26 protein-coding genes are annotated in these 23,416 nt (G+C 70.1%); 15 read left to right on the top strand and 11 right to left on the bottom strand.

Annotated features, from left to right (window positions below; translation table 11 throughout):
• Window positions 1–52: 52 nt before the first annotated feature.
• Together V5F59_RS04010 and V5F59_RS04005 are read left to right on the top strand one after the other, a co-directional pair.
• Complete coding sequence (locus tag V5F59_RS04010; RefSeq protein ID WP_393980314.1) at window positions 53–238, top strand: hypothetical protein; 186 nt, start codon at window positions 53–55, stop codon at window positions 236–238.
• A gap of 43 nt (window positions 239–281) precedes the next feature.
• Complete coding sequence (locus V5F59_RS04005) at window positions 282–644, top strand: DMT family protein (protein WP_393980316.1); 363 nt, start codon at window positions 282–284, stop codon at window positions 642–644.
• Window positions 645–738: 94 nt separating this feature from the next.
• On the opposite strand, the gene V5F59_RS04000 is transcribed toward V5F59_RS04005, so the two are convergent.
• From V5F59_RS04000 to V5F59_RS03980, 5 genes are all read right to left on the bottom strand, one after another.
• Window positions 739–1,521: a hypothetical protein gene (locus tag V5F59_RS04000; RefSeq protein WP_393980318.1), complete on the bottom strand. Its 783-nt coding sequence runs from the start codon at window positions 1,519–1,521 to the stop codon at window positions 739–741.
• Between the two features lie 76 nt (window positions 1,522–1,597).
• Window positions 1,598–2,965 carry an 8-oxoguanine deaminase gene (locus V5F59_RS03995; protein WP_393980320.1) on the bottom strand — a complete coding sequence of 456 codons (1,368 nt, stop codon included), beginning with the start codon at window positions 2,963–2,965 and terminating at the stop codon, window positions 1,598–1,600.
• Between the two features lie 173 nt (window positions 2,966–3,138).
• On the bottom strand, window positions 3,139–4,296 hold the full coding sequence (locus V5F59_RS03990; protein ID WP_393980445.1) for a PQQ-dependent sugar dehydrogenase: 1,158 nt from the start codon (window positions 4,294–4,296) through the stop codon (window positions 3,139–3,141).
• 94 nt (window positions 4,297–4,390) lie between these two features.
• Window positions 4,391–4,771 (bottom strand): hypothetical protein, encoded by a 381-nt coding sequence (locus V5F59_RS03985; protein ID WP_393980322.1) that lies wholly within the window; start codon window positions 4,769–4,771, stop codon window positions 4,391–4,393.
• Between the two features lie 156 nt (window positions 4,772–4,927).
• On the bottom strand, window positions 4,928–5,551 hold the full coding sequence (locus tag V5F59_RS03980; RefSeq protein ID WP_509211225.1) for a glutathione binding-like protein: 624 nt from the start codon (window positions 5,549–5,551) through the stop codon (window positions 4,928–4,930).
• 318 nt (window positions 5,552–5,869) lie between these two features.
• On the opposite strand from V5F59_RS03980, the gene V5F59_RS03975 reads away from it, so the two are divergent.
• The 5 genes from V5F59_RS03975 (at window position 5,870) to msrP (ending at window position 10,193) form a co-directional block, all read left to right on the top strand.
• The gene (locus V5F59_RS03975; protein WP_393980326.1) at window positions 5,870–7,072 is read left to right on the top strand and encodes a pyridoxal phosphate-dependent aminotransferase; all 1,203 of its coding nucleotides are present in this window, start codon (window positions 5,870–5,872) and stop codon (window positions 7,070–7,072) included.
• Window positions 7,073–7,206: 134 nt separating this feature from the next.
• The gene (locus V5F59_RS03970) at window positions 7,207–7,680 is read left to right on the top strand and encodes a DUF992 domain-containing protein (protein ID WP_393980328.1); all 474 of its coding nucleotides are present in this window, start codon (window positions 7,207–7,209) and stop codon (window positions 7,678–7,680) included.
• Between the two features lie 249 nt (window positions 7,681–7,929).
• Window positions 7,930–8,418 carry a DUF992 domain-containing protein gene (locus tag V5F59_RS03965; RefSeq protein WP_393980330.1) on the top strand — a complete coding sequence of 163 codons (489 nt, stop codon included), beginning with the start codon at window positions 7,930–7,932 and terminating at the stop codon, window positions 8,416–8,418.
• Window positions 8,419–8,552: 134 nt separating this feature from the next.
• Window positions 8,553–9,050 carry a DUF992 domain-containing protein gene (locus tag V5F59_RS03960; RefSeq protein ID WP_393980332.1) on the top strand — a complete coding sequence of 166 codons (498 nt, stop codon included), beginning with the start codon at window positions 8,553–8,555 and terminating at the stop codon, window positions 9,048–9,050.
• Window positions 9,051–9,224: 174 nt separating this feature from the next.
• Window positions 9,225–10,193, top strand: coding sequence for a protein-methionine-sulfoxide reductase catalytic subunit MsrP (msrP, locus tag V5F59_RS03955; RefSeq protein ID WP_393980334.1), 969 nt, complete (start codon window positions 9,225–9,227; stop codon window positions 10,191–10,193).
• 187 nt (window positions 10,194–10,380) lie between these two features.
• Here the strand turns inward: msrP and V5F59_RS03950 are convergent, their stop codons facing one another.
• Window positions 10,381–11,664: a type III PLP-dependent enzyme domain-containing protein gene (locus V5F59_RS03950; RefSeq protein ID WP_393980336.1), complete on the bottom strand. Its 1,284-nt coding sequence runs from the start codon at window positions 11,662–11,664 to the stop codon at window positions 10,381–10,383.
• Between the two features lie 286 nt (window positions 11,665–11,950).
• Between V5F59_RS03950 and V5F59_RS03945 the strand changes: the two genes are divergently transcribed.
• The 4 genes from V5F59_RS03945 to V5F59_RS03930 all read left to right on the top strand — a co-directional run bounded on the left by V5F59_RS03945 (window position 11,951) and on the right by V5F59_RS03930 (window position 14,733).
• Complete coding sequence (locus V5F59_RS03945; RefSeq protein WP_393980338.1) at window positions 11,951–12,475, top strand: hypothetical protein; 525 nt, start codon at window positions 11,951–11,953, stop codon at window positions 12,473–12,475.
• Window positions 12,476–12,477: 2 nt separating this feature from the next.
• Entirely contained in the window at window positions 12,478–13,188 is a 711-nt protein-coding gene (locus V5F59_RS03940) for a ribonuclease T2 family protein (protein ID WP_393980447.1), read from the top strand.
• 19 nt (window positions 13,189–13,207) lie between these two features.
• Window positions 13,208–14,056, top strand: a complete 849-nt coding sequence (locus V5F59_RS03935) for a 23S rRNA (adenine(2030)-N(6))-methyltransferase RlmJ (protein ID WP_393980340.1) — start codon at window positions 13,208–13,210, stop codon at window positions 14,054–14,056.
• 77 nt (window positions 14,057–14,133) lie between these two features.
• On the top strand, window positions 14,134–14,733 hold the full coding sequence (locus V5F59_RS03930; RefSeq protein WP_393980342.1) for a glutathione S-transferase N-terminal domain-containing protein: 600 nt from the start codon (window positions 14,134–14,136) through the stop codon (window positions 14,731–14,733).
• A 69-nt stretch (window positions 14,734–14,802) separates the two neighbouring features.
• Here V5F59_RS03930 and V5F59_RS03925 read toward each other — a convergent pair whose 3' ends face one another.
• Both V5F59_RS03925 and V5F59_RS03920 read right to left on the bottom strand, forming a co-directional pair.
• Window positions 14,803–15,204, bottom strand: coding sequence for a DUF1236 domain-containing protein (locus V5F59_RS03925; protein ID WP_393980344.1), 402 nt, complete (start codon window positions 15,202–15,204; stop codon window positions 14,803–14,805).
• 186 nt (window positions 15,205–15,390) lie between these two features.
• Complete coding sequence (locus tag V5F59_RS03920) at window positions 15,391–16,815, bottom strand: aspartate aminotransferase family protein (RefSeq protein ID WP_393980346.1); 1,425 nt, start codon at window positions 16,813–16,815, stop codon at window positions 15,391–15,393.
• A gap of 176 nt (window positions 16,816–16,991) precedes the next feature.
• Between V5F59_RS03920 and tmpT the strand changes: the two genes are divergently transcribed.
• Entirely contained in the window at window positions 16,992–17,630 is a 639-nt protein-coding gene (gene tmpT / locus V5F59_RS03915; RefSeq protein WP_393980348.1) for a thiopurine S-methyltransferase, read from the top strand.
• Between the two features lie 28 nt (window positions 17,631–17,658).
• Here the strand turns inward: tmpT and V5F59_RS03910 are convergent, their stop codons facing one another.
• The 3 genes from V5F59_RS03910 to V5F59_RS03900 form a co-directional block, all read right to left on the bottom strand.
• A complete protein-coding gene (locus V5F59_RS03910) occupies window positions 17,659–19,140 on the bottom strand; it encodes an aldehyde dehydrogenase (protein WP_393980350.1) in 1,482 nt (493 codons plus the stop codon).
• Between the two features lie 292 nt (window positions 19,141–19,432).
• On the bottom strand, window positions 19,433–19,615 hold the full coding sequence (yacG, locus tag V5F59_RS03905; RefSeq protein WP_393980449.1) for a DNA gyrase inhibitor YacG: 183 nt from the start codon (window positions 19,613–19,615) through the stop codon (window positions 19,433–19,435).
• A 287-nt stretch (window positions 19,616–19,902) separates the two neighbouring features.
• Entirely contained in the window at window positions 19,903–20,523 is a 621-nt protein-coding gene (locus V5F59_RS03900) for a Maf-like protein (protein ID WP_393980352.1), read from the bottom strand.
• Between the two features lie 178 nt (window positions 20,524–20,701).
• Between V5F59_RS03900 and V5F59_RS03895 the strand changes: the two genes are divergently transcribed.
• From V5F59_RS03895 to V5F59_RS03885, 3 genes are all read left to right on the top strand, one after another.
• Window positions 20,702–21,121 carry a thioredoxin family protein gene (locus tag V5F59_RS03895; RefSeq protein WP_393980354.1) on the top strand — a complete coding sequence of 140 codons (420 nt, stop codon included), beginning with the start codon at window positions 20,702–20,704 and terminating at the stop codon, window positions 21,119–21,121.
• A gap of 8 nt (window positions 21,122–21,129) precedes the next feature.
• Window positions 21,130–21,852, top strand: coding sequence for a cytochrome c biogenesis CcdA family protein (locus V5F59_RS03890; protein WP_393980356.1), 723 nt, complete (start codon window positions 21,130–21,132; stop codon window positions 21,850–21,852).
• A 188-nt stretch (window positions 21,853–22,040) separates the two neighbouring features.
• A complete protein-coding gene (locus V5F59_RS03885) occupies window positions 22,041–23,393 on the top strand; it encodes a (Fe-S)-binding protein (RefSeq protein ID WP_393980358.1) in 1,353 nt (450 codons plus the stop codon).
• Window positions 23,394–23,416: the final 23 nt, after the last annotated feature.

Raw genomic sequence — 23,416 nt, 5'->3', positions numbered from 1 at the left:
CGAGCTTGTCGTCGCCCTGCCCTACGAGGGCCTGACGCCGCATCGCTGGACGGTGCGGCCGTCACCCGCGGTCAGCGCGCTGGCGCACCGGCGCGTCGCCGCCGCATCCGGCGCGGCCGGCGCGGGCGGCCATGAGGAGATTACCCTGCGGATGAACGACTTGCCGGAGGAGATCGTCTTCGATCTCGCCTTCCCCGGTCATGCGCCCGTGGCGACACGACGGCTGCTGCTGAAGTGACATGGCATGGTATGAGGCCCAGCACCCTTGGAATTGCTGCCTCATGCCCTCCTTCACCGCCCTTCTGCCGCCGCAGGTGCTGCCCATCGTCATGCTCACGGCCTCGAACGTGTTCATGACCTTCGCCTGGTACGGCCACCTGAAGCACAAGTCGTCGCCGCTCCTCATCGCCATCGTGGCGAGCTGGGGCATCGCCTTCTTTGAATATTGTCTGGCCGTGCCCGCCAACCGCTTCGGCTCGGAAGTCTATTCCACGGCCCAGCTCAAGACCATGCAGGAGGTCATCACCCTCCTCGTCTTCGCCGGCTTCTCGGTCCTGTACCTGAAGGAGCCCCTGGGCTGGAACCACCTGGTGGGGTTCGCCTTCATCTCGGCGGGCGCCTTCTTCATCTTCCACAAGTTCTGACGCGCCGGCGCCGCGTGCTCCAGCTCATTGCATAAAGGCGGATTAACGGCCCCTATCGGATCGCCCCGGCCATTCGACAGGGGCAGATCCGGCTCTAGCCCAGCGCGCGGCGCACCAGCGCCTCCACCTGCCGCACCGGCTCCCTGAGCCAGGCGTATTCGGCGGGGATGTCGGCTTCCTCCAGTTGGTCGGCGAAGCGCGCCACATAGGCGCGGATGTCGGCGCGGAACTGCGGCTGCGCCATCAGGAACTGGACGGCGACCGTGGAGCACGGGTGCTTGGAGGCCGCCGAGAGATAGAGCGGCACCTTCTTGGGCGGCAGCAGGAATTTTCGGAACCGCCGGTCGGCGTGGTAGTGCTCGAACAGCCGGCCGTAGCCGTGCCAGTTCAGCGCCCGGCCGGTGACCGCGTAATTGTTGGTGTAGATGATCCGCTTGAGCGGGCGCAGGGCGACGATGGGCTCGCGCAGCGCCGCCTCGTAGCTCTCGAACTGCGGCCCCACCAGAATGGAGCCCCACCAGATGCCGTTGAGCGGGTGCGGGCAGGCCGTCTCCAGCGCCTCGAACAGGCCCGGGGAGAGCCAGTCGTCGTCGTCCACGAAGACGATGAGGTCGTCCGCCGCCCGCTTCGTCTCGCGCAACACCTCGTGGGGAATCACCTCGGCGCCGCGCACGGCGGCGAAGCTGGCGCGGGAGACGCCGGCCAGTTCGTGCCGGAAGCTGCGATAGTCCACCTTCAGCGCGCCGTCCCACAGCGCCATGAAGTCCACCAGCAGGTTCTCGTCGATGCCGTGGCGCCTCAGGAACGTCCGGGTGTCGTCGTCGGTCAGGCCAAGCCAGTCGGGACTGTAGCGCACCGCGACGATGCGTTTGCCCATTTGATGCTCCGTTCGGCCCCCACGGCCCCTGCGGCAGGCGCCGGAACACTCCCGCCGCCCGCGGTGCGGCGTCGTCTTAGCAAGCGGCGGCGAGGCGCGCCAGTTCGGCCGCCATGGCGTTGTGCCGCGCTGCCGTCGCGGCAAGGTCGATGGTGCCGAGCTTGCCCTCGCGCACCACCACACGGCCATTGATGACGCTCAGCGCCACATCCTGCGGCTGGCAGAACAGCAGCGCCGCCACCGGATCGTGCAGCGCGCCCGCATAGGCCAGCGCCGACATGTCGTAGGCCACGAAGTCCGCCGCCATGTCCGGGGCGAGGGCGCCGATGTCGTCCCGCCCCAGCACGCGGGCGCCGCCCAGCGTCGCCATCTCCAGCGCGGTGCGCGCGCTCATGGCGTCCGGCCCGTAGGTGACGCGCTGGAGCAGCATGGCCTGCCGCGCCTCCGCCAGCATGTGGCCGCTGTCGTTGGAGGCGGAGCCGTCCACCCCGAGTCCCACAGGAATGCCCTCCGCGCGGAACCGCTTCACCGGCGCGATGCCCGAGGCGAGGCGCATGTTGGAGCAGGGGCAGTGGGCGATGCCGGTGCCGGTGCGGGCGAACAGGACGATGCCGGCCTCGTCCAGCTTCACGCAGTGGGCATGCCAGACGTCTCGCCCCACCCAGCCGAGCTCCCGCACATATTCGGTGGGGCTCATGCCGAAGGTCTTGTGCGAGAAGGCGATGTCCGAATCGTTCTCGGCCAGGTGGGTGTGCAGCGTCAGCCCGTTCGCGCGGGCGAGGCGCGCCGTCTCGCGCATCAGGTCGTGGCTCACGGTGAAGGGCGAGCAGGGCGCCAGCACGATCCGCAGCATGGAGAACCGGGCGGGGTCGTGATAGGCGGCGATGAGGCGCTCGGCATCCTCCATGATGAAGCCCTCGTCCTCCACCACCCGGTCCGGCGGCAGGCCGCCCTTGCTCTCGCCGACGCTCATGGAGCCGCGGGCGGCGTGGAAGCGCATGCCGATCCGCCGTGCCGCGCGGATGGAATCATCGAGCCGCACCCCGTTGGGGTAGATGTAGAGATGGTCGGACGAGGTGGTGCAGCCGGAGAGGATCAGCTCGGCCATGGCGGTAAGGGTCGCCGTCTCCACCATCTGCGGCGTCAGCCCCGCCCAGATGGGATAGAGCGAGGTGAGCCAGGTGAACAGCTCGCCATCCTGCGCCCGCGGCACGGCGCGGGTCAGGCTCTGCACCATGTGGTGGTGGGTGTTGACCATGCCGGGGATGACCACATGGCCGGCAAGGTCGATCACCTCGTCCGCCGATGCGGGAAGCTCTCCCGCGCGGCCCACCGCCACGATGCGCCCGTCCTCGGCATAAAGGCCGCCCCCGGGGATTTCCCGGCGCTCGCCGTCCATGGTGACAAGCACGAGGGCGTTCTTCGCGAGCAGCGTTGCGGGCATGGAGTCTCCGGTGCGGCCTGGGGCTTCACCGGCGATCTTATACCATCGGCTCCGGTGTTCGACCGGTGCCGGGTGGATTTTCGCTCAAGCCCGCGCGGGCTTGGCCTGCGCGGCGCGCGCTCGGGCCTTCGGCATCCGTGTGCTGCACGACAGAGGGAAACGCGGGCGGAGGCCTATTTCGCCGGCGCCGGCACCACGCGCAGGATCTCGCCCGTGTCGTCAGTGGCGAGCCACAGCGCACCGTCCGGCCCCTGCCGCACGTCACGGATGCGCTTGCCCAGCGGCAGCCGCTCCTCGCCGATGACGCGGCCATCGCGCACCTTCACCTCCACCAGCGCCTGCCCGGCGAGCGCGCCGACGAACAACTGCCCCCTGAAGGCGGGCAGGAGGTCCGCCGTATAGAAGGCCGACCCGGAGGGGGCGATGGACGGATCCCAATAGAAGAGCGGCTGTTCCATGCCCTCCTTGTGGGTGCCCACCCCGATCTGCGCGCCGGAATAATGCCGGCCGTAGCCGATGACCGGCCAGCCGTAGTTCTTCCCCGCCTCCGGCCGGTTCACCTCGTCGCCGCCGCGCGGGCCGTGCTCCACGGTCCACAGGCGCCCGGTTCCCGGCTCGATGGCCCCAGCCTGCACGTTGCGGTGGCCGTAGCTGTAGATCTCCGGCCGCGCGCCCGGCGTGCTGCGGAAGGGATTGTCGTCCGGAATGGAGCCGTCGGGGCGGATGCGCACCACCTTGCCCAGCGTCGTGGAGAGGTCCTGCGCCTTGTCCATGAGGTCGAACCGCTCGCCGAGCGTGACGAACAGGGTGCCGTCGGGCGCGAACACGAGGCGCGAGCCGAAATGGTTGCCACCGCTATAGGCCGGCTGCTGGCGGAAGATCACCTGAAGATCGGTGAGCCGCGTGGCATCGTCCGAGAGGCGCGCCCGGGCCGCCGCGGTTGCGGCGCCGTCCGGCCGCGGCTCGGCATAGGTGAGATAGATCAGGCGGTTGGTGGCGAAGGCCGGGTCCAGCGCCACGTCGAGGAGGCCGCCCTGCCCCCGCGCCGCCACCTGGGGTACGCCCTCGATGGGCGGGCCGAGGCGGCCGGTGGCGTCCACCACCCGCAGGCGCCCCGGGCGTTCCGTCACCAGGAGCCGGCCATCGGGCAGGAAGGCCATGCCCCAGGGATGGTCGAGGCCGGAGGCGAACGGCACGACGCGCACGCTCTCTCCGCCGAAGCGCCGCGCCTCCTCCGCCGCGAAGGCGAAGACGATGCCGAGGAGCAGAAGGACGAGGGAGAGCCCCGCCAGCAGCGCCGGGCGGAAGCCCGCAAGCCGTGGACGCGCCATGGCATCGCCGCGATGGACGCGCCGCCAGCGGTCGCTGGCGACCTCGGGCGGCAGCACCCGGTTCAGGGGGTGGGGGCGAGCCCGCGCCGCCGGCTCAGCGGGGCCGGCGCGGCGCGTCGGCACGGGCTGGGGCACGGACGTGAGCCCGGGAAAGGCGCAGCGCCGCCCGGCGGGCGAGAAGGAGCGCCGTGCCGGCACCGGCGAGGCCGATGAGAACGGCCGAATTGTCGATGACGCCGTTGACGATGAGGAGGCTGGCGGCGGCCGCATGCTCGGCGCTGAGCACGAAGGCCACGGCGCCGATGGCCAGCATGAGGGCGAAGGTGAGGGCGGCCTGCGCCAGCGCATCGCCGATCTTGTGCGCGCGCACGGCGCGGGCCAGCACCTCCGGATCGGTGGCGGACACGGTAACGCCCGGGCGATCCAGACGCCCGATGCTGAAGCTCTCCACTTCCATGTCTCTCGCTGCGGACATGATGATCTCGCTCAAGACGAACGTGCTTTCGCAACGTTCACGCCAGCGAATCAGTTCCGCCGGCACTTGCGAAGGTGGAGAAGAATCGTGGCCACACCACGGCTTAGCTTCCGCAGAACATGGCAAGATAATGTCGCATTCTCACAGAACCGCGATTCATCCCCGCTGTTCGACGGGACCTGCTGCCGCACCTTTGCCGGGCGCCGCGGCCAGATCCGGGCGCCAGTCCATGGTCACGTGGCCCGGCTCGGCGGCCACACGCTCCAGCCAGCCGCGCACGGCGGGAAAGGCGGCGAGGGAGAAGTCCCCCTCCTCCGCCACATGGGTGTGGGCATAAAGCGCGATGTCGGCGATGGTCAGCCGGTCGGCGGCGAAGTAGTGCCGCCCCCCGGCCTGTCCGCCCAGGTGCCGCTCCATCACCTTGAGGGCGGCGTAGCCCTCCTCCATCCAGCGGTCCACGTCATGGGTGCGCAGGTCGCGCCCGCCGCGCACCTGCCGCAGCCAGAAGCGGGCGGCGGCGATGCCCGGCTCGTGGCTGTTCTGCTCGAAGAACATCCAGCGCAGCGTCTCCGCCCGGTCCAGCGGGTCGTCGGGCAAAAAGCGCGTGCCCTCGGCGAGATAGAACAGGATGGCGTTCGACTCGGCGAGCAGCCGGCCGTCCACGTCGAGCAGAGGCACCCGGCCCTCCGGGTTCATGGCGAGGAATTCGGGGGTGCGGTTCTCGCCGGCAAAGATGTCCACCTCCTCCAGCAGGAAGGGACGGGCGGTGAGGGCCAGCATCAGGCGCACCTTGTAGGAATTGCCCGAAGACTGCGTGGAATAGAGCTTCAGCACCGGTTCCTCCCTGCCCCGCCCGCCATGTGGCGGCCGGCGGGCACAACCGCAAGGGCAGGCGCGCACGCACCGCGCACGCGCGCCGATTCATCACAGCCGCGTGCCGCCATATTCGCGATCGTTGCTTGTTTGCGGCCAAGGGCTGAACTAGTGTCCCGCCGCGCCGGCCCCGGCCGGCCCGATATCCAGCCTGACGTAGCGTCCCACCCTATCGAGACCCCGCCGAACGTCCGCGCGGCGGGGCGTGTCCGGAGCCCAAAGGCCATGAGCCTCATCTCGTCCGCCCTCAAGCGCATCAACCCCTCGCCCACCATCGCCATCTCCAACAAGGCGCGGGAGCTGAAGGCGACGGGGCGGGACATCATCGCGCTCTCGGCCGGCGAGCCGGACTTCGACACGCCGGACAACATCAAGGAAGCCGCCATCGCGGCCATCCGCCGCGGCGAGACCAAGTACACCGCCGTGGACGGCATGCCGGAGCTGAAGGCCGCCATCTGCCGCAAGTTCAAGCGGGAGAACGGGCTCGACTACAAGCCCTCGCAGGTCACGGTCGGCACCGGCGGCAAGCAGGTGCTGTTCAACGCCCTGGTCGCCACGGTGGATGCCGGCGACGAGGTGATCATCCCGGCTCCCTACTGGGTGAGCTATCCGGACATCGTCCAGTTCTGCGGCGGCACGCCGGTGCCGGCGATGACCACCATCGAGGACAATTTCAAGCTCCGCCCCGAGGTGCTGGAAGCCGCCATCACGCCCAAGACCAAGTGGCTGATCTTCAACTCGCCCTCCAACCCCTCGGGCGCCGCTTATTCCTTCGACGAGCTGAAGGCGCTCACCGACGTGCTGGTGAAGCATCCCCACGTGTGGATCCTCACCGACGACATGTACGAGCACCTCGTCTACGACGACTTCAAGTTCGTCACCCCGGCGCAGGTGGAGCCCGCGCTCTACGACCGCACGCTGACCATGAACGGCGTGTCCAAGGCCTATTGCATGACCGGCTGGCGCATCGGCTATGCGGCGGGCCCGGAGCAGCTCATCAAGGCCATCGGCACGCTGCAGTCCCAGTCCACCTCCAACCCCTCGTCCATCGCCCAGTGGGCGGCGCTCGAGGCGCTGGATGGCCCGCAGGACTTCATCGCCGCCAACAACAAGGTGTTCAAGGAGCGCCGCGACCTCGTGGTCTCCATGCTGAACCAGACCAAGGGCCTGCACTGCCCGAAGCCGGAAGGCGCCTTCTACGTCTTCCCGTCGTGCGCGGGCACCATCGGCAAGACCACGCCCTCGGGCGTGAAGATCGCCACCGACGAGGATTTCGCCACCCAGCTGCTGGAGGCGGAGGGCGTCGCGGTGGTGCACGGCTCGGCGTTCGGCCTCGGCCCGGCGTTCCGCATCTCGTATGCGACCGCCACGTCCGACCTCGAGGAGGCCTGCCGGCGCATCCAGCGTTTCTGTGGGTCACTGAGCTGAAACGGGCACATTGCGCTCAAAAAGGAACCATAGGTTGATTGAAGCGTTGGCGCCGCAGTGAAGTCTGGGCTAAGGCTTCGCAGTCGTCGGGCACAGGGATCAACCCACCCGCTTCCTACAGGAGGAACGACATCATGAAGACCGTTGTGAAGGCCGGCCTCGCCGCCGTCGCCCTGCTCGCTGCCGGCGCCGTGCCCGCGTCTGCCCAGTCGCGCGTTCAGGTTGGCACGCTCGTCTGCAGCCTCGCTCCGAACATCAGCTTCGTCATCGGCTCCGTGCGCGAGATGAGCTGCTCCTTCCGTCCGTCCGTCCGTGGCGCCAAGGGTGGCTCCTACCAGGGCACGGTGCGCCGTCTCGGCCTCGACATCGGCTTCAGCGGCAGCGGCGAACTGGTGTGGGGCGTGTTCGCTCCGTCCGCCAAGGTGGGCAAGGGCGCGCTGCGCGGCACCTATGTGGGCGCGTCCAGCAACGCCTCCATCGGCGTGGGCCTCGGCGCCAACGTCCTCGTGGGCGGCTCGCAGAACACCTTCGCTCTCCAGCCGCTGTCGGTGCAGGGCCAGACCGGCCTCAACCTCGCCCTCGGCGTCTCCGACCTCACGCTGCGCTGATTCGGTCTCCCGCCGCGGCGGATCACGGCTTCAGGCCGTTTCCGCTGCGGAATCAGGGACCTCTCGGCGAAATTTCCCGCGCCCCCGGCCCCGGCCGGGGGCGCTTGCGTTTTCAGGAGCCTGGAAGGAATTGCGACGGCCGGATTTCACCCGCCGCGCCGCGGTCCGCCGCTGAATGCGACCTTGGTGGTTGCCTCCCACCGCCAGTCCGCCTTAGCTCGCAACCGCAGCAACCTTTCGGGGGATTTCATGCGCGCCTCGCTCGCCGCCGTCACCGCTCTCGCCGCCCTCCTCGCCGCCGCCCCGGCCGCGGCCCAATCCAGCAAGGTCCAGTCCGGCATGCTGGTCTGCAAGGTGGCGCCCTCCATCGGCTTCGTGCTCGGCTCCATGCGCGAGGCCGCCTGTGAGTTCCGCGACGTCAGCGTGCAGCCCTATGTGGTGAAGTCGCGCTACAGGGGCACCTTCGCCCGCTTCGGCATCGATATCGGCGTGCTGGCCGCCGACACCCTCGCCTGGGCGGTCTTCGCGCCCACCGTGAACCCTGACCCCAGGGACATCGCCGGCACCTATGTGGGCGTCTCGGTGGATGCCGCCTGGACCATTGGCGGCGGCACCAACGTGCTGCTCGGCGGCTCCGACAAGCAGATCGCCCTGCAGACCATCTCCCTGGAGGGCATGATCGGCGCGGATATCGCCGCCGGCGTCGCCGACCTCACCCTCACCCTGCTGCCCAATTGAGCCGCAGGCGCGATTTTTTCGCGGCGGCGCCGCGACTTCATGAAATCGCCGGAACTTCCGGCCAATGATGACACATTGAATGCTGGTCCGGCCGCGCTCCCGCGCCGGACCGGCATCCGATCGGGGGCGAACCGATGCGTGTCTACCTGCCGCTGTTCCTTGCGGGGACAGCCTTTTTGCCTTTGAGTGTCGAGGTCGCCGGCTCCGCCGGCATGCCGCAGGTTTCGGCCGGCCTCCTGGAATGCCGCGGAGAGTTCGCCACCGCATACGGTTTCGGCTCCACCCGCAAGGTGCGCTGCGAGTTCCGCCCGTCCATGGGGACGAACCATTATTACGCCGGCACGCTCGACCGCATCGGCCTCGACTTCGGCATATCCGACCAGGGCAGCATGTTGTGGGCGGTGCTCGCCACCTCGCCGCAGGTGGACCCCGGCGCGCTCGCGGGGAAATATGTCGGCCTCACAACGGGATTTGCCGTGGGGCCGGGCTTCTCCGCCAACCTCCTGGCCTCCGAGGACGCGAACCGGCAGGTCACGCTCCAGCCCCTCAGCGTCTCCGCCGACAGCGGCCTCAGCCTGTCGTTCGCCGGGGCGACGCTGACGCTTGAGCCATCCGCCTCGACCCGGCAGTAGGGCGGCCTCGCGCCCAAAACGGCTGTGAGGTCAATGACCTGGGCGATAGCCGCGGCCCGCGCCGACAGCAGCGATCCAGGGCCGGTCACGCGCCAGTGAGTGGTTACACGGGCCTTTGAATTGCCCCCGCCCCCACCTTTCCCGATCCTCCCGGCGGATCGGAGACCACACAGCATGCATATTCGACGCCCGCGCGGCTGGGAGCTTCCCGAAGCCGCCGCAACGCCGGAGCAGATCTACTTGTCCCGCCGGCAGATGATGGGGGCAGGCGCCGCCCTGCTTGCCACCGCGACCTTCGGCGGAACGGCTGCGGCGCAGCGCGCGGCGGACCTGCCCGATCCGTCCGCAAGCCTTTATCCTGCCAAGCAGAATCCCCGCTACACCCTGGACCGGCCGATCACGCCCGAGGACAAGTCCTCCGTGGTGAACAATTATTACGAGTTCAGCTACGGCAAGAACGTCGCCCCCTCCATGTCCCGCTTCCAGCGCCGGCCCTGGGTGGTGAAGATCGACGGCATGGTGGAGAAGCCGCAGGAGCTGGGCATCGACGACCTGTTGAAGAAAGTTCAACTGGAAGAACGACTTTACCGGCATCGCTGCGTCGAGGCGTGGTCCATGGCGGTGCCGTGGACCGGCTTTCCCCTCGCCGACCTGGTCGCCCTCGCGGCCCCCACCTCCGGGGCCAAGTACCTGAAGATGGAGACCTTTCTCGATCCGAAGGTGGCGCCGAACCAGCGCGACTTCCGCTTCCCCTGGCCCTATGTGGAGGGCCTTACCCTGGCGGAGGCGACCCACGAGCTGGCCTTCCTCGTCACCGGTGTCTACGGCAAGCCGGCCCCGAACCAGTACGGCGCCCCGTTGCGCCTTGTAACACCTTGGAAATACGGATTTAAATCCATCAAGGGCATCGTCCGCTTCACCTTCACGGACAAGCAGCCCGTGAGCTATTGGGAGCAGGTGCAGGGCGCCGAATACGGTTTCTGGGCCAATGTGAACCCGAAGGTTCCGCACCCTCGCTGGTCTCAGGCGAGCGAGGAGGACCTTACCACGGGCGAGCGCCGGCCCACCTTGATCTTCAACGGCTACGGCGCGTTCGTGGCCGATCTCTACAAGGGCCAGGAAGACAGGAAGATCTGGTACTGACACGGATCCGGCCCCGCTGCGGCGGGGCCGCCCCTTCCAGACCTTCGCCGGGATCGACGGGTTCATATCAAGGCCCCCGCCTCGACCGGCCCGCCGGCGACGGGCTTCGAGACGTTCGCCCCCTTCGACGCCTTCGCCTTGAAACAAGAGCCGGAGGATGACGGGCCGATCCCCCCTGGCCCTCCCCTCACATCTCCACGGCGCCCCGCCGCTCCGGCTCGGCGAAGCCCGCGGGCGCATCTCCCGCCTCGAAAGGGGTCTCCACCTCGACGAAGGTATCAGGATAAAAGCCGTTGAAGCGGGTGCGCAGGGAGAGGGAATAGGCGCCGATGTGGCCGATCTCGATCCAGTCCCCCGTGTCCACGCTCTCGGGCAGGTAGAAGGGGCGCGAGAGCACGTCCACGCTGTCGCAGGTGGCGCCATAGATGCGGAACGGCTCGATGCGGTCGTCCCGCCCGGCCCGGCGGCGGCGGGCGGGATCGGGAATGTGGCGCACCGGCAGAAGGATCTTGCCGGTCCACGAATCGGAGAGGGAGGACCACACCCCGTCGTTGATGTAGAGCCGCTGCCCCTTCTTCAGCAGCACCCGCACGATGACCGAGAAGGCCCGCGCCACGATCACCCGGCCCGGCTCGGCCACCAGCGGCGTGCCGGAAAAGCCGTTCTTCTCCACCGCCGCCATCAGGCCGGAGACGATCTGCGGCAGGGGCGGCATGGGCGGGACCGGACGGCGGGGGTCGGTGGCATAGGCGGCCGGAAAGCCGCCGCCCACGTCGAGGGCGACCACGGGCACGCGGGATGCCTCGCGCACCTCGGCCGCCACGGCGACCGCGCGGGCATAGGTCTCCACGTCCTCCACCTGGCTGCCCACGTGGAAGCACAGGCCGCAGCGGATGCCGAGCCCGTCGATGCGCTGGAGCAGCTCGGCGGCATGGCCCGGCGCCGCGCCGAACTTCCGCGACAGCTCGTAGGCCGCCTCCCCCCTGGAGGCGATGCGCACGAACAAGGTGAGGTCCGCCGGATCGAGATCCAGCGCGCGGACGATGCGCAGGATCTTCGCCACCTCGTCCTCATGGTCGAGGGCGGTGGTGCGGATGCGGTAGCGCTCCAGCGCCAGCCGGATGTCCGACTGCGCCTTCACCGGATGCATGTAGAGCAGCTCCGCCTCGGGGGCGGCGGCGCGGGCGGCGGCGAACTCCGCCGGGCTCGCCACGTCGAACGCGTTGATGCCGGTGCGCGCCAGCACGTCCAGCACCATGGGCTCGCCATTGGTCTTCACCGCATAGGCGGTCTTGCCGGGGAAGGCGTCGAGGAAGGCGCGCGCATCTGCGGCCAGCACCTGGGGGCGGAAGCAGTAGACCGGCTGGTCCGGCCGCAGCTCCAGCGCCGCCTCCCGCCCGCTGGCGAAACGCGGGCGGGCCGCATCGGAGGGGGGCGCAACCACCTGCGGCGCGAAGCGGGACTGCGACATGGGCTCTCCCCGATCCTGCGTTCGGGGCCCCGCGCCGGCGCGGCCCCCTCGCCTTGAGAGCGCGCGCCGATCAACTTGCATCGCAAACTGAGCGGATGACGCATGCTCTCTTTTGGAGTTGGAGAGCATGCCCGCATTTTCCGGCGAGAGCACGACCCCGGGCGGCGTTAATTTTCTCCTAAGGTGTGTCTCCGCAGCGCTTGACCGCGCTGAAGCGCCGCCGCATCGTCCGGCGGAATGCCGCCCGTCCGGGCGGAGCCGAAGCGGGGCGGAAGTGGAGAGAACCATGGTGGATCGGGCGCTGGGCGTCGGGGCGAAGGCCCGCGGCGTGGTGGCTCGTGCGCTGGATGCGATCGCCGGACCCCGGGCGGCGGGCCTTGCGCTCGCGGCCGGGCTCGCCGTGCTCGCCGTCGCCCCCGGGGCCGAGGCCGCGAACCTGTGGGAAAAGAATTTCTGGCTCTCCGGCCCCAATTATTCCGGGGTGGTCCCGGCCTGCGACGAGCCGAGCGCGCTTGAGACCATCTCCAGCCGCTTCGCCGAGACCGAGGCGCGCTTCTGGGCCTCCACCCTCACCATCACGGAGTTCGAGAAGGTGCACGAGATCGCCTTCCGCCCGTGGGGGCCGGAATACCAGCCGCGGCGGTATTGCAAGGGCACGATCTACACCAGCGACGCGCGCAAGCGCGCCATCTATTATTCCATCATCGAGGATGGCGGCTTCATCGGCGCCAGCTGGGGTGTGGAGTGGTGCATCGTCGGGCTCGACCGCAATTACGCGTATGCCCCGTCCTGCAAGATGGCGGGCCCGTGAACCTGGTCCGCCCCATCCTGCGTCGCCTCTTCCGCGCGTTTTCGGGCGAGTGCCGGCTTCCGGCGCTCGCCCTCGCCGTTTGCGGCCTGCTGCTGTCCCTGTCCGGCGCGCGGGCCCAGCCGGGCGGCACCCCCGGCCAGTTCGATTTCTACGTGCTCTCCCTCTCCTGGTCGCCCACCTATTGCGAGGACAAGGGAGACAGGGCCGCGCGCGAGCCGCAGTGCAGCGTGGAGCGGCCCTATGCCTTCGTGGTGCACGGCCTGTGGCCGCAATACGAGCGCGGCTTTCCCCGCAGCTGCCAGGTGCCGGCGCCCTATATTTCCAATTCCCTCGTGCGCTCCATGCTGGACGTGATGCCCAGCCGCGGCCTCGTGATCCATGAATGGAAGACCCACGGCACCTGCTCCGGCCTCGCGGCCGAGGGCTATTTCGCGCAGGTGCGCGCGGCGCGGGACAAGGTGACGGTGCCGGAGGAGTTCAAGCGCCTCTATTACTACCGCACCGTCTCGCCGGCCGATGTGGAGAAGGCCTTCCTCGCCGCCAACCCCGGGCTCACCCCCGACATGATGGCCGTGGAATGCGACCGGCGGCGGCTGAAGGAGGTGCGCGTCTGCCTCTCCCGCGACCTCTCCTTCCGCGCCTGCCCGGACGTGGACCGCCGCGCCTGCCGGCTCGACCGCATGGTGATGCCGCCCATGCGCGGCGCGCAGTGACGGCATCCGCCCTGCACCGATGAATTATCGCCACGCCTTCCATGCCGGCAATCCGGCCGATGTCATGAAGCATGCGGCCTTGGCCCGCGTGCTCGCCTATCTCGGCAGGAAGGACACGCCCTACCGCGTGCTCGACACCCATGCCGGCGCGGGGCTCTACGACCTTGCCGGCGCCAGCGCCCAGCGCACGCTGGAGGCGGAGGACGGCATCGAGCGGGTGCTGGCGGCGCCCTTGCCGGAGCCCGCCGCCACCCTCCTTGCCCCCTATCTCGACGCCATCCGCGCGCTGCGGGCCGAGGGGCGCAGGCTCTATCCCGGCTCGCCGGCGCTGGCGCTCGCCCTGTCGCGGCCGCAGGACCGCTTCCTGTTCTGCGAGCTGAACAAGGAAGAGCGCGCCAAGCTGGAGAAGCGCATCGGCGCCGATGCGCGGGCCAAGATCCTGGCGCAGGACGGCTGGCAGGCGCTGTCCGCCCATCTGCCCCCGCGCGAGCGGCGCGGGCTGGTGCTGGTGGACCCCCCGTTCGAGGAACCGGGCGAGTTCCAGCGCATGGTCGCGGGGCTGGAGGCGGCCTACCGGCGCTTCGCCACCGGCATCCACATGCTGTGGTACCCCATCAAGGACCTGCGCGCGGTGGACGCCTTCCGCCGCGACGTGGGCCGCCTCGGCCTGCCGAAGACGCTTCGGGTGGAGCTGGACTTCTCCACCGTGCGCGCCCTCGACACCCTCTCCGGCTCCGGGCTCATCATCGTCAACCCGCCCTTCACCCTGGCGGACGAGATGCGCACCATCCTCACCGCCCTCGCCCCGCTGATCTCGAAGGACGGCACGGGGCGGGTCCGCGTGTCCTGGCTGACGCCCGGCGGGTGATCCGCGCGATTTCCGCTTTCGCCTGACGGCGCCCGAGGTTATCCAGAGGCGCCTTCCCGTGCCCCGGACCTCCCGCCATGCAGCTGCGCCTCTCCCCCACCTCCCCGTTCGCGCGCAAGGTGCGCGTCGCCGCCGCCCTGCTCGGCCAGACGCTCGAGCTCGAGCCGGCCGACACGCTGAACCCGGGCGACACGCTCCGCAGCCAGAACCCGCTGGGCAAGGTGCCCACGCTGGTCACCGCGGACGGCGAGGTGCTGTTCGATTCCTCCGTGATCCTCGCCTATCTGGACCATCTGGCCGGCGGCCACCGCATCGTGCCCGCCGAGCCGAAGGCGCGCTTCGCGGCCCTGCGCAAGGAAGCGCTGGCGGACGGCATGATGGATGCCGGCATCCTCGTGCTCTACGAGGCGCGCTTCCGCCCGCAGGAGAAGCACGAGCCCAAGTGGCTGGAGCACCAGTCACAGAAGATGGCGCGCGCCCTCGCCGCCTTCGAGGCGGAGGCGGCCCCCTTCGCGGCGCCGGCGACGGTAGGCGACATCGCGCTGGGCTGCGCGCTCGGCTGGTTCGATTTCCGTTTCGGCGGCGCCTGGCGGGCGGACCACCCCCGCCTCGTCGCCTGGTACGAAGGCTTCGTGCAGGCCTGCCCCGGCTTCGAGGCGTCGAAGCCGGTGGCGTGACGCCCCGGCCTCGACCGTGCTCCCCGGCGGGCGGGCGCGGGCCGGAGAGGACCTCTCCGGCCACCGGCCTTACTGGACGATGTAGACCACCTTCCGGGTCCTCGGCTCCACAATCACCCGGCGGTCGTTGACCACGGTGTATTCGTAGGCATCGGTGTCGGGGATTTCGTAGAGCACCACGTCGGGCGGCAGCGGCTCGCCCACCACCACGTCCTGCTCCACGCGGACCGAGGCGCGGCGCTCCCTCATCACATAGCTGCGCACCTCCGGCGGCGGCTCGGCCGTGGCGCCCACGGTCGCGCCCACCGCGCCGCCCACCACCGCACCCACAGGACCGCCGACGACGGCCCCCACCGCCGCGCCACCCACGGCGCCCGTGGCGGTTGACGCCTGGGCGAAGGCCGATGCCGGGACGAATGCCGGCAGCGCAAGGCCCAGCAGTACCGGGCCGATCAGAAGCTTGTTTCGCATCATACCTCTCCCTGCTGTGGTCGGGTCGCAGCAGAAACAGATGAACATGCGACATCGTTCCGCATCCAGCCTCACCGCGAGGCCGGATGCGGCGCTAGTCTTGTGAGATGCAAGAGAAAATCTTTATCAATCCCCGGCCGGCGGAACATCATCCCGCCGGCCCTGCGCGTCCGACTACGCCAAAGCTTATGCGGCGCGCGCGGGCACGCGGGGAACCGGAACCATCAGGGAGCGTTTCAGAAGCTCCGCGTGGGTGAGGTCCAGCACCCGCCAGACGATGGCCACCAGCTCGTCCGCCTCCTCATGGGAGAGGGTGAAGGGCGGGGCGAGGATCATGCCGTCGCGCACCGCACGCATCACCAGCCCCTCGCGGAAGGAGAAATCGCGGCAGATGAGGCCGATGGTGCCCTCCTCCGCGGCGAAGGCGGCGCGGGTCGCCTTCTCCGGCGTCAGCTCCAGCGCGCCGATGAGGCCCACCATGCGCGCCTCGCCCACCAGGGGATGCTCGGCCAGCTTCAGCCAGCGTTCCTGGAGATACGGACCGATGTCGGTCCGCACCCGGTCCACCAGCTTCTCCTCGTGCATGATCCTGAGGTTGGCGAGCGCCGCCGCGCAGCCGCCGGGATGGCCGGAATAGGTGTAGCCGTGGTTGAAGTCGCCGCCGTGCTCGATGAAGCCCTCGGCCACCCGGTCGCCCACGATGACGCCGCCCAGCGGGAAATAGCCGGAGGTCACCCCCTTCGCGAAGGTGACGAGGTCCGGCTTCACCCCCATGAACTGGGCGCCGAACCACTGTCCCGTGCGGCCGAAGCCGCAGATGACCTCGTCGCAGACGAGCAGGACGTCGCGCTCGCGGCAGATCTTCTCCACCTCGGGCCAGTAGTTGGCCGGTGGGATCACCACGCCGCCCGCCCCCTGGATGGGCTCGCCGATGAAGGCGGCGACATTTTCCGGTCCCGCCTCGTCGATGGCGCGGGCCACCTCGCGGGCGGCGTAGAGGCCGAACTCCTCGCGGCTCATCTCCCCGCCCTCGGCCCACCAGTAGGGCTGGGCCACGTGGATGATGCCGGGAATGGGCAGGCCGCCCTGGGCATGCATGGGCTTCATGCCGCCCAGCGAGGCGCCGCCCATGGTGGAGCCGTGGTAGCCGTTGCGGCGGGAGATGAAGATGGACTTCTCGGGTTTGCCCATGGCGGCCCAGTAGTGGCGCACCATGCGCAGCACCGTGTCCACCGCCTCCGACCCGCCGGAGGTGAAGAACACATGGTTCATGTGCGCCGGCGCCACCTCCGAGATGGCGGCGGCCAGCTCCGCCGCGCCGGGATGGGTCGTCTTGAAGAAGGTGTTGTAATAATCGAGCTGGTGCAGCTGCTGGGCGATGGCATCGACGATGGCGCGCCGCCCGTGGCCGACCTGCGAGCACCACAGCCCCGACATGCCGTCGAGGATCCTGTTGCCGTCGCTGTCGAAGACATAGACCCCTTCCGCCCGCGTGATGACCCGCACCCCCTCGGCGTTCAGCGCCTTGGTGTCGGAGAAGGGGTGCAGGTGATGCGCGGCGTCGAGCGCGCGCCAGTGGGCCGTCGAGTTGGAGAGGGGGGCCGATGTCACGATGATGTTGCTCCTTCTGGACCGGTTGGGATCAGGGCCCCTGCTTACGCAGGCCCTGTGACATGAGGACGGTGTCCGCGCCGATGGTCCCCCGCGGGCCTGCGCGCATCGGCGGCCTGCCGCCTTCGCGCGGCTTCTGCTAGACCCATGGCCACATGCAGGGGAGGCCGCATCCGATGGAACCGGGATTCTGGCAGGCACGGTGGGAAAGCAACCAGATCGGCTTCCACGAGGGCAAGCCCAACGCGCTGCTGGTGAAGCACCTGTCGCGCCTCGGCCTCGCGGCGGGCGCGCGGGTGTTCGTGCCCTTGTGCGGCAAGACCCGGGACATCGCCTTCCTGCTCGACCAGGGGTTCCGCGTGGTGGGCGCGGAGCTGAGCCGCCTCGCCGTGGAGCAGTTGTTCGACGAGCTCGCCGTCGCGCCCGAGGTGGCAGCGGCGGGCCCGCTCACGCGCTTTTCCGCCCCCGGCCTCGATATCTTCGTGGGCGACATCTTCGACCTCGACGCCGAGACCCTCGGCAAGGTGGATGCGGTCTACGACCGGGCCGCCCTCGTGGCGCTGCCCGGCCCCATGCGCGCAAGCTACGCCACCCACCTCGCGGGCATCACCGCGGATGCGCCGCAGCTTGTCATCTGCTTCGTCTACGACCAGTCCCTGCAGGAGGGGCCGCCCTTCTCCGTGCCGCCGGAGACGGTGGAGGCGCTCTACGGGGCGGCCTACCGCCTCACGCTCGTGGAGAGCGTCGAGGTGCCGGGCGGCCTCAAGGGCAAGTGCGCGGCCTCCGAGCAGGTCTGGCTGCTCGATCACGCCTGAGCGGTTGGGAAGGGACCGGGCCACGATCTCACAGCCTGGTCCACACGGTCTTCAGGTCGCAATATTTGTCGAGCGCGTGCAGGGACTTGTCGCGCCCGAAGCCGGACTGCTTCACGCCGCCGAAGGGGGTGGTGATGTCATCGGCATCGAAGCAGTTCACATAGACGACGCCGGCCTTGAAGCGCCGCGCCACCTTGTGGGCAGCCGAGAGGTCGCCGCTCCACACCGCGGCGCCGAGGCCATAGACCGTGTTGTTGGCGATGGACACCGCCTCGTCCAGCCCGTCGAAGCCGATGACCGAGAGCACCGGGCCGAAGATCTCCTTCTGCGCCAGCGGCGAGAAGGGGTCCACGCCGTCAAACACGGTGGGCGCCACGAAGGCGCCGCCGGTCTCCTCGTGCACCGCCGTGCCGCCGGTGACGAGCCGCGCGCCGGAGGACACCCCCTCGGCGATGGCGGAGAGGATGCGGCCCTGGTGCTCGCGGCTCACCACCGCGCCGGCGCGGGAGTTGGGATCGAGCGGATCGCCCGGCATCCAGCGGGGCGCGAGCGCGGCGACGCGCGCCACCAGCTCGTCCTTGATGCGGTGGTCGGCAAGCAGCCGCGAGGCGGCCGTGCACATCTCCCCCTGGTTGAAGAAGATGCCGGCGGCCACCTCCTCCGCCACCTTGTCCAGGTTCGGCACGTCGTGGGCCACCACGAACGCCGTCTTGCCGCCGAGCTCCAGATAGGCGCGCTTGAGGTTGCTCTCCGAGGAATAGCGCATGAAATAGCGCCCCACCTCGGTGGAGCCGGTGAAGGCGATGGCGTCCACGTCCATGTGCAGGCCGAGCGCCCGGCCCGCCTCCACGCCGAGGCCCGGCACCACGTTGAACACGCCGGCCGGGATGCCGGCCTGAAGCGCCAGCTCGCCGAGGCGCAGGGCCGTGAGCGGGCTCTCCTCCGCCGGCTTCAGCACCACCGAGTTGCCCATGGCGAGGGCGGGGGCCACCTTCCAGGCGGCCATGATCATGGGGAAGTTCCAGGGCGTCACGCAGCCCACCACGCCGAGGGGCTCGCGCAGCACGAGGGCGAGGTTGTCGCCATTGGTGGGCGCCACCTCGCCATAGACCTTGTCGCAGCACTCGCCGTAATAGGCGAAGCAGTCGGCGGCCGAGCGCACGTCGATGGAACGGGCGTCGGCGATGGGCTTGCCCATGTTCAACGCCTCGGTCAGCGCCAGCTCGTCGCGGTGGCTGCGGATCAGCTCGGCGAAGCGCTGGAGGGCGCGCTTCCTCTCCACCGGGCGCAGGCCGGACCAGCGGCGATCCTCGAAGGCGCGGCGGGCGGCCGCGACCGCCTTGTCCACGTCCGCCGCATCGCAGGCGGCCACCTCGGCGAGGGGCTTGCCGGTGGCGGGGTTGATCGCGGTGAAGGTGCGGCCCGATGCGGCGGGGACGAAGGCCCCGTCGATGAGGGCCAGGGTCCGGAAGGTGGGATGCTGATCCGCGACCCGTTCCGCCACCGCCATGATGTGCTCCTTGCGCCTTGCGTATGGAGAACCTCGCGCGGCGCCGGGAAGGCGTCAAGCTGGGGCGGCCAAGATGGTATCCGGCGCGGCAGGCGGGCTCAGGGCCCGCCTGGGTGGAGCCCCAGGAACACCCGTCATGCCCCGTTCGTCCGGGGCATCCACACCTCCGGGCCGGTCCGCCTCATACCCGAACGCCATCGCGGCCGCAGAATGGATCCTCCGGACGAACCGGGGAATGACGGCGCGCTGCGAATGCCGCGGAGAAAACGCGCCGGATGGCCCATGCGGGCGATCAGGCGTCCGTGCCGCCTTCCCCGTCCTCGTCTTCCTCGGGCTTGCCGGGAATGGCGTAGCTGCCGGAGAGCCAGCGGTGGAGGTCGATATCGGCGCAACGCTTGGAGCAGAAGGGACGGTAGCGCTCCACCGACGGCTTGCCGCAGATGGGACAGGGCTTGGAAGGCAGTTCCGGCGCCAGCGTCGGCGCGGCGGCCGGCGGCGGGCCCCCGGCGGGCGCGGCAGGCGCAGGCTTTGCGGCCTCCGGCCGGGGCGCCGCGGCCCTGGCCGGCTTCGCCGCGGCCCGCTTTGCCCTGGCCTTGGAGGCCGGCGTCTCGGGGGCCGGCGTCTTGGGGGGCGTCATCTTGGGCGCTGTCGTCTTGGACTCTGTCGTCTTGGACGCCTTGGCGGGCTTCGCCGCCGGGGGCTCTGCCGCAGCCGGGGCGACGCCGGTGTCCGAAGGCGCGCGAGGCTTCTTGCCGCCCGCGCTCATGCCGCGCGCTCCACCCAGCCGGCGCGCACGTCATAGCCCTGGCCGGCGATGAGGCCGACGGCCTCCGCCAAGGGCAGGCCCACCACATTGGTGTAGGAGCCGACCAGCTTCACCACGAACGCGCCGGCGATGCCCTGGATGGCGTAGCCGCCCGCCTTGCCGCGCCATTCCCCGCAGGCGAGGTAATCGTTGATCTCCTCGCGCGACAGGCGCTTGAAACGCACGCGGGATTCGACGAGGCGGGTGTGGGCGCGGCCCCGCGTGTCCACCAGGCACACCCCGGTGTAGACCCGGTGGGTGCGGCCGGAGAGCAGGCGCAGGCAGCCTTCCGCCTCGTCCACCAGGTCGGGCTTGGGCAGGATGCGCCGGCCCACGGCCACGACGGTATCCGCCGACAGCACCAGGGCGTTCATCTCCGCCTCGCGGGCGCGCCCCGCCACCAGCTTGCCCTTCTCCTCCGCCAGGCGCTGGGCGAGACGGCGCGGCAGCTCGCCGCGCTCGGGCGTCTCGTCCACATCGGCGGGCATCAGGAGGTCCGGCTCGATCCCCGCCTGGTTGAGCAGCGCGAGCCGGCGCGGGGAGCCGGAGGCGAGGACGAGCTTCACCGGATCGTTCACGGATCAAAAACCTCCCGGACCGGCGACGCACCAGCCCCAAACATGTCCCGAGGTCTAGCGGAATCCGCGCGGCCTGTGAACGCCGATCAACTGGCCGTGACCACGCCTCCCCCGTGTAACCACCGCGGCCTCCCGTCCGAAGAAGCTCATGTCGGCCCGAAAGAGGCCGTCGTCCGGGATGAAGGACCCCCGCATGCTCACCCGCCGCGCCACCCTCGCACTCACCTTCGCCGCCGCTGTCGCCGGCACCCTGGCGGCCGCCTCCGCCTTCGCCGGCACCGCCCACGAAGCCTATACCCCGGCCGCCTTCCAGCAGGCCCAGCACGCCGGCAAGCCGATCCTGGTGGAGATCCACGCCAGCTGGTGCCCGGTCTGCGCCGCGCAGGCGCCCATCCTCGGCGAGCTGCTGGGAACGCCGAAGTTCAAGGACATGGTGGTGTTCCGCGTGGACTTCGACAGCCAGAAGGACGCGGTGAAGCGCTTCGGCGCCCGCTCCCAGAGCACCCTCATCGTCTACAAGGGCATGACCGAGGAGGGCCGCTCGGTGGGTGACACCAGCAAGGCGTCCATCGAGGCCCTGCTGGCCAAGGCCATCTGAGGCCCGCCATGGCCATCGGCAGCCTCGGCCTCGCCTTCCTCGCGGGGGTCCTCAGCATCCTGTCGCCCTGCGTGGTGCCGCTGCTGCCCCTGGTGCTCGGCGCGGCCGCGGCGGAGCATCGCCGCGCCCCGCTGGCGCTGGCCGGCGGGGTGGCGCTCTCCTTCGTCGCCATCGGCCTGTTCGTGGCCACCATCGGCTATGCCATCGGGCTGGAGGGCGACACCTTCCGGCTGGTGGCGGCGGTGCTCATGATCGGCATCGGCACGGTGCTGGCGGTGCCGCCGCTCCAGGTGCGCCTCGCCGCCGCCGGCGGGCCGGTCAGCGACCTCGCCAGCCGGCACCTCTCCGGGTTCGGCACCCGGGGCGTCGGCGGGCAGTTCGCCGTCGGCCTGCTGCTGGGGGCGGTGTGGAGCCCGTGCGTGGGGCCGACACTGGGCGCGGCCTCGGTGCTGGCGGCACAGGGACGGAACCTCGGCGAGGTGGCGGCGGTGATGGCCCTGTTCGGCCTCGGCGCCGGCCTGCCGCTGGCGCTGCTCGGCACCCTGTCGCGCCCGACGCTGATGCGCTGGCGCACGCGCATGATCAATGGCGGCGCCGGGGCGAAGGCGCTGCTGGGCCTTGTGCTGGTGGGGGTCGGGCTGCTGATCGTGACCGGTTGGGACAAAACCATCGAGGCGGCGCTGGTCCAGGCCTCCCCGGCCTGGCTCACCAGCCTGACCACCCGCTTCTGATCCCTCCCATCGCTGAGACCGGAGGCGGCCCGCACGGGGCCCCTCCCCCAGGCTGCGGGGCATCTGTCGTCCAGTGACGCTCCGCAGGGCGGTCCCGGTGGTGCACACCCGCCCCTCGTGCGCCACCGGGCCGGCCGTCCCGCTGCGGTTCGCTTCTTGCTTGGGCATGCGCGAACGGGATCCGCGGCATGAAAACCTTCCTGGATTGGTCGGCTTACGACACCTACGGCATCGGCGACGCCTATTCCGGAATCCCCGCGACCGGCGGGAACTACGCGAAGGCGGTGGCCGTGTGCATGCACAGCCGCGATTGTCAGAATACCGGCAAGGGCGTCATGTGCCCCAGCTACCGCATCACCGGGGACAAGGCCCATTCCACCGAGGCACGGGTCGCCGCCTTCAAGGCCGCCCTCAACGACGGGGGCGACGCCCACGCCTTCGCCGATCCGCGGCTCGACAAGGCCATGGACCTGTGCGTGTCCTGCAAGGCCTGCAAGAAGGAATGCCCCTCCGCCGTCGACATGACGCTGATCAAGACCGAGTATCTCGCCCAGCGCCACGAGATCAAAGGGGTGCCCACCCGCACCCGGCTGTTCGGCGGCGTGCCCGAATGGACCGGCCGGCACCGCGGCCTGCTGCGCCGCGCCATCCTCCTGCGCAACCGGGTGCCCGGCCTCGCCTGGCTGACGGAACGCCTCCTCGGCATCACCGCCCGGCGGCCCATCCCCGAGCCCGCCCCCGCCCCCTTCGCCGCCACCGACAGCGCCGCCGCCGAGGCGCCGCGGGGCGAGGTGATCCTGTTCGTGGATACCTTCTGCCACCATTTCGAGCCGGAGGTGGCGGAGGCGGCCCAGCAGGTGCTGGAGCATGCGGGCTACCACGTGCGCATCGCCCGGCCCGATCCCGCCGACGCCGAGCCGGACCGGCCCCTGTGCTGCGGGCGCACCTATCTCACCACCGGCATGGTGGAGAAGGCCCGCAGCGAGGGAAAGCGCGTGCTCGCCGCGTTCGAGAAGGAGATCGCGGCGCAGACGCCCATCATCGGGCTGGAGCCCTCGTGCCTCCTCTCCCTGCGGGACGAGCTCTACAGCCTCGGCCTGGGGGAGAAGGTGGGGGCGCTGGGCAAGCAATTGTTCCTGTTCGAGGAATTCCTCGCCCGCGAGCACCAGAACCGGGGCCTGAGGCTTCAGCTCAAGCCGCTCGACCTGCCGCGGGCGGTGCTGCACGGCCACTGCCACCAGAAGGCGTTCGGGGTGATGAAGGCGACGCGCAAGGTGCTCGGCCTCATTCCCGGCTTCTCCTACGATATCGTGGAGACCAGCTGCTGCGGCATGGCCGGCAGCTTCGGGCTGGAGGCGGAGCATTACGACGCCTCCATGCTGATGGCGGAGATCGCCTTGCTCCCCGCCATGCGCGCCGCCGCCGAGGACGCCCCGCTCATCGCCAACGGCTTTTCCTGCCGCCACCAGATCGAGCACGGCGCGGGCCGCAAGGCGCGCCACATCGCCCTGCTGCTGCGCGACGCCCTGCCCGCGGCCTGAACACCACGGGAGGGCGGCAGGCC

Source organism: Xanthobacter nonsaccharivorans, assembly GCF_043194755.2.
Lineage (GTDB): Bacteria > Pseudomonadota > Alphaproteobacteria > Rhizobiales > Xanthobacteraceae > Xanthobacter > Xanthobacter autotrophicus_G.
Note: the sequence above shows the minus strand (reverse complement) of the source record. Positions and strands in the feature narration are given on the sequence as shown.

Bases quoted from the DNA above. Each gene is read 5' to 3' on its own strand.
- V5F59_RS04005 (WP_393980316.1), top strand. From the start codon at position 282: ATGCCCTCCTTCACCGCCCTTCTGCCGCCGCAGGTGCTGCCCATCGTC.
- V5F59_RS04000 (WP_393980318.1), bottom strand. From the start codon at position 1,521: ATGGGCAAACGCATCGTCGCGGTGCGCTACAGTCCCGACTGGCTTGGC.
- V5F59_RS03995 (WP_393980320.1), bottom strand. From the start codon at position 2,965: ATGCCCGCAACGCTGCTCGCGAAGAACGCCCTCGTGCTTGTCACCATG.
- V5F59_RS03990 (WP_393980445.1), bottom strand. From the start codon at position 4,296: ATGGCGCGTCCACGGCTTGCGGGCTTCCGCCCGGCGCTGCTGGCGGGG.
- V5F59_RS03985 (WP_393980322.1), bottom strand. From the start codon at position 4,771: ATGTCCGCAGCGAGAGACATGGAAGTGGAGAGCTTCAGCATCGGGCGT.
- V5F59_RS03980 (WP_509211225.1), bottom strand. From the start codon at position 5,551: ATGCTGGCCCTCACCGCCCGTCCCTTCCTGCTGGAGGAGGTGGACATC.
- V5F59_RS03975 (WP_393980326.1), top strand. From the start codon at position 5,870: ATGAGCCTCATCTCGTCCGCCCTCAAGCGCATCAACCCCTCGCCCACC.
- V5F59_RS03970 (WP_393980328.1), top strand. From the start codon at position 7,207: ATGAAGACCGTTGTGAAGGCCGGCCTCGCCGCCGTCGCCCTGCTCGCT.
- V5F59_RS03965 (WP_393980330.1), top strand. From the start codon at position 7,930: ATGCGCGCCTCGCTCGCCGCCGTCACCGCTCTCGCCGCCCTCCTCGCC.
- V5F59_RS03960 (WP_393980332.1), top strand. From the start codon at position 8,553: ATGCGTGTCTACCTGCCGCTGTTCCTTGCGGGGACAGCCTTTTTGCCT.
- msrP (WP_393980334.1), top strand. From the start codon at position 9,225: ATGCATATTCGACGCCCGCGCGGCTGGGAGCTTCCCGAAGCCGCCGCA.
- V5F59_RS03950 (WP_393980336.1), bottom strand. From the start codon at position 11,664: ATGTCGCAGTCCCGCTTCGCGCCGCAGGTGGTTGCGCCCCCCTCCGAT.
- V5F59_RS03945 (WP_393980338.1), top strand. From the start codon at position 11,951: ATGGTGGATCGGGCGCTGGGCGTCGGGGCGAAGGCCCGCGGCGTGGTG.
- V5F59_RS03935 (WP_393980340.1), top strand. From the start codon at position 13,208: ATGAATTATCGCCACGCCTTCCATGCCGGCAATCCGGCCGATGTCATG.
- V5F59_RS03930 (WP_393980342.1), top strand. From the start codon at position 14,134: ATGCAGCTGCGCCTCTCCCCCACCTCCCCGTTCGCGCGCAAGGTGCGC.
- V5F59_RS03925 (WP_393980344.1), bottom strand. From the start codon at position 15,204: ATGCGAAACAAGCTTCTGATCGGCCCGGTACTGCTGGGCCTTGCGCTG.
- tmpT (WP_393980348.1), top strand. From the start codon at position 16,992: ATGGAACCGGGATTCTGGCAGGCACGGTGGGAAAGCAACCAGATCGGC.
- V5F59_RS03910 (WP_393980350.1), bottom strand. From the start codon at position 19,140: ATGGCGGTGGCGGAACGGGTCGCGGATCAGCATCCCACCTTCCGGACC.
- V5F59_RS03895 (WP_393980354.1), top strand. From the start codon at position 20,702: ATGAAGGACCCCCGCATGCTCACCCGCCGCGCCACCCTCGCACTCACC.
- V5F59_RS03890 (WP_393980356.1), top strand. From the start codon at position 21,130: ATGGCCATCGGCAGCCTCGGCCTCGCCTTCCTCGCGGGGGTCCTCAGC.
- V5F59_RS03885 (WP_393980358.1), top strand. From the start codon at position 22,041: ATGAAAACCTTCCTGGATTGGTCGGCTTACGACACCTACGGCATCGGC.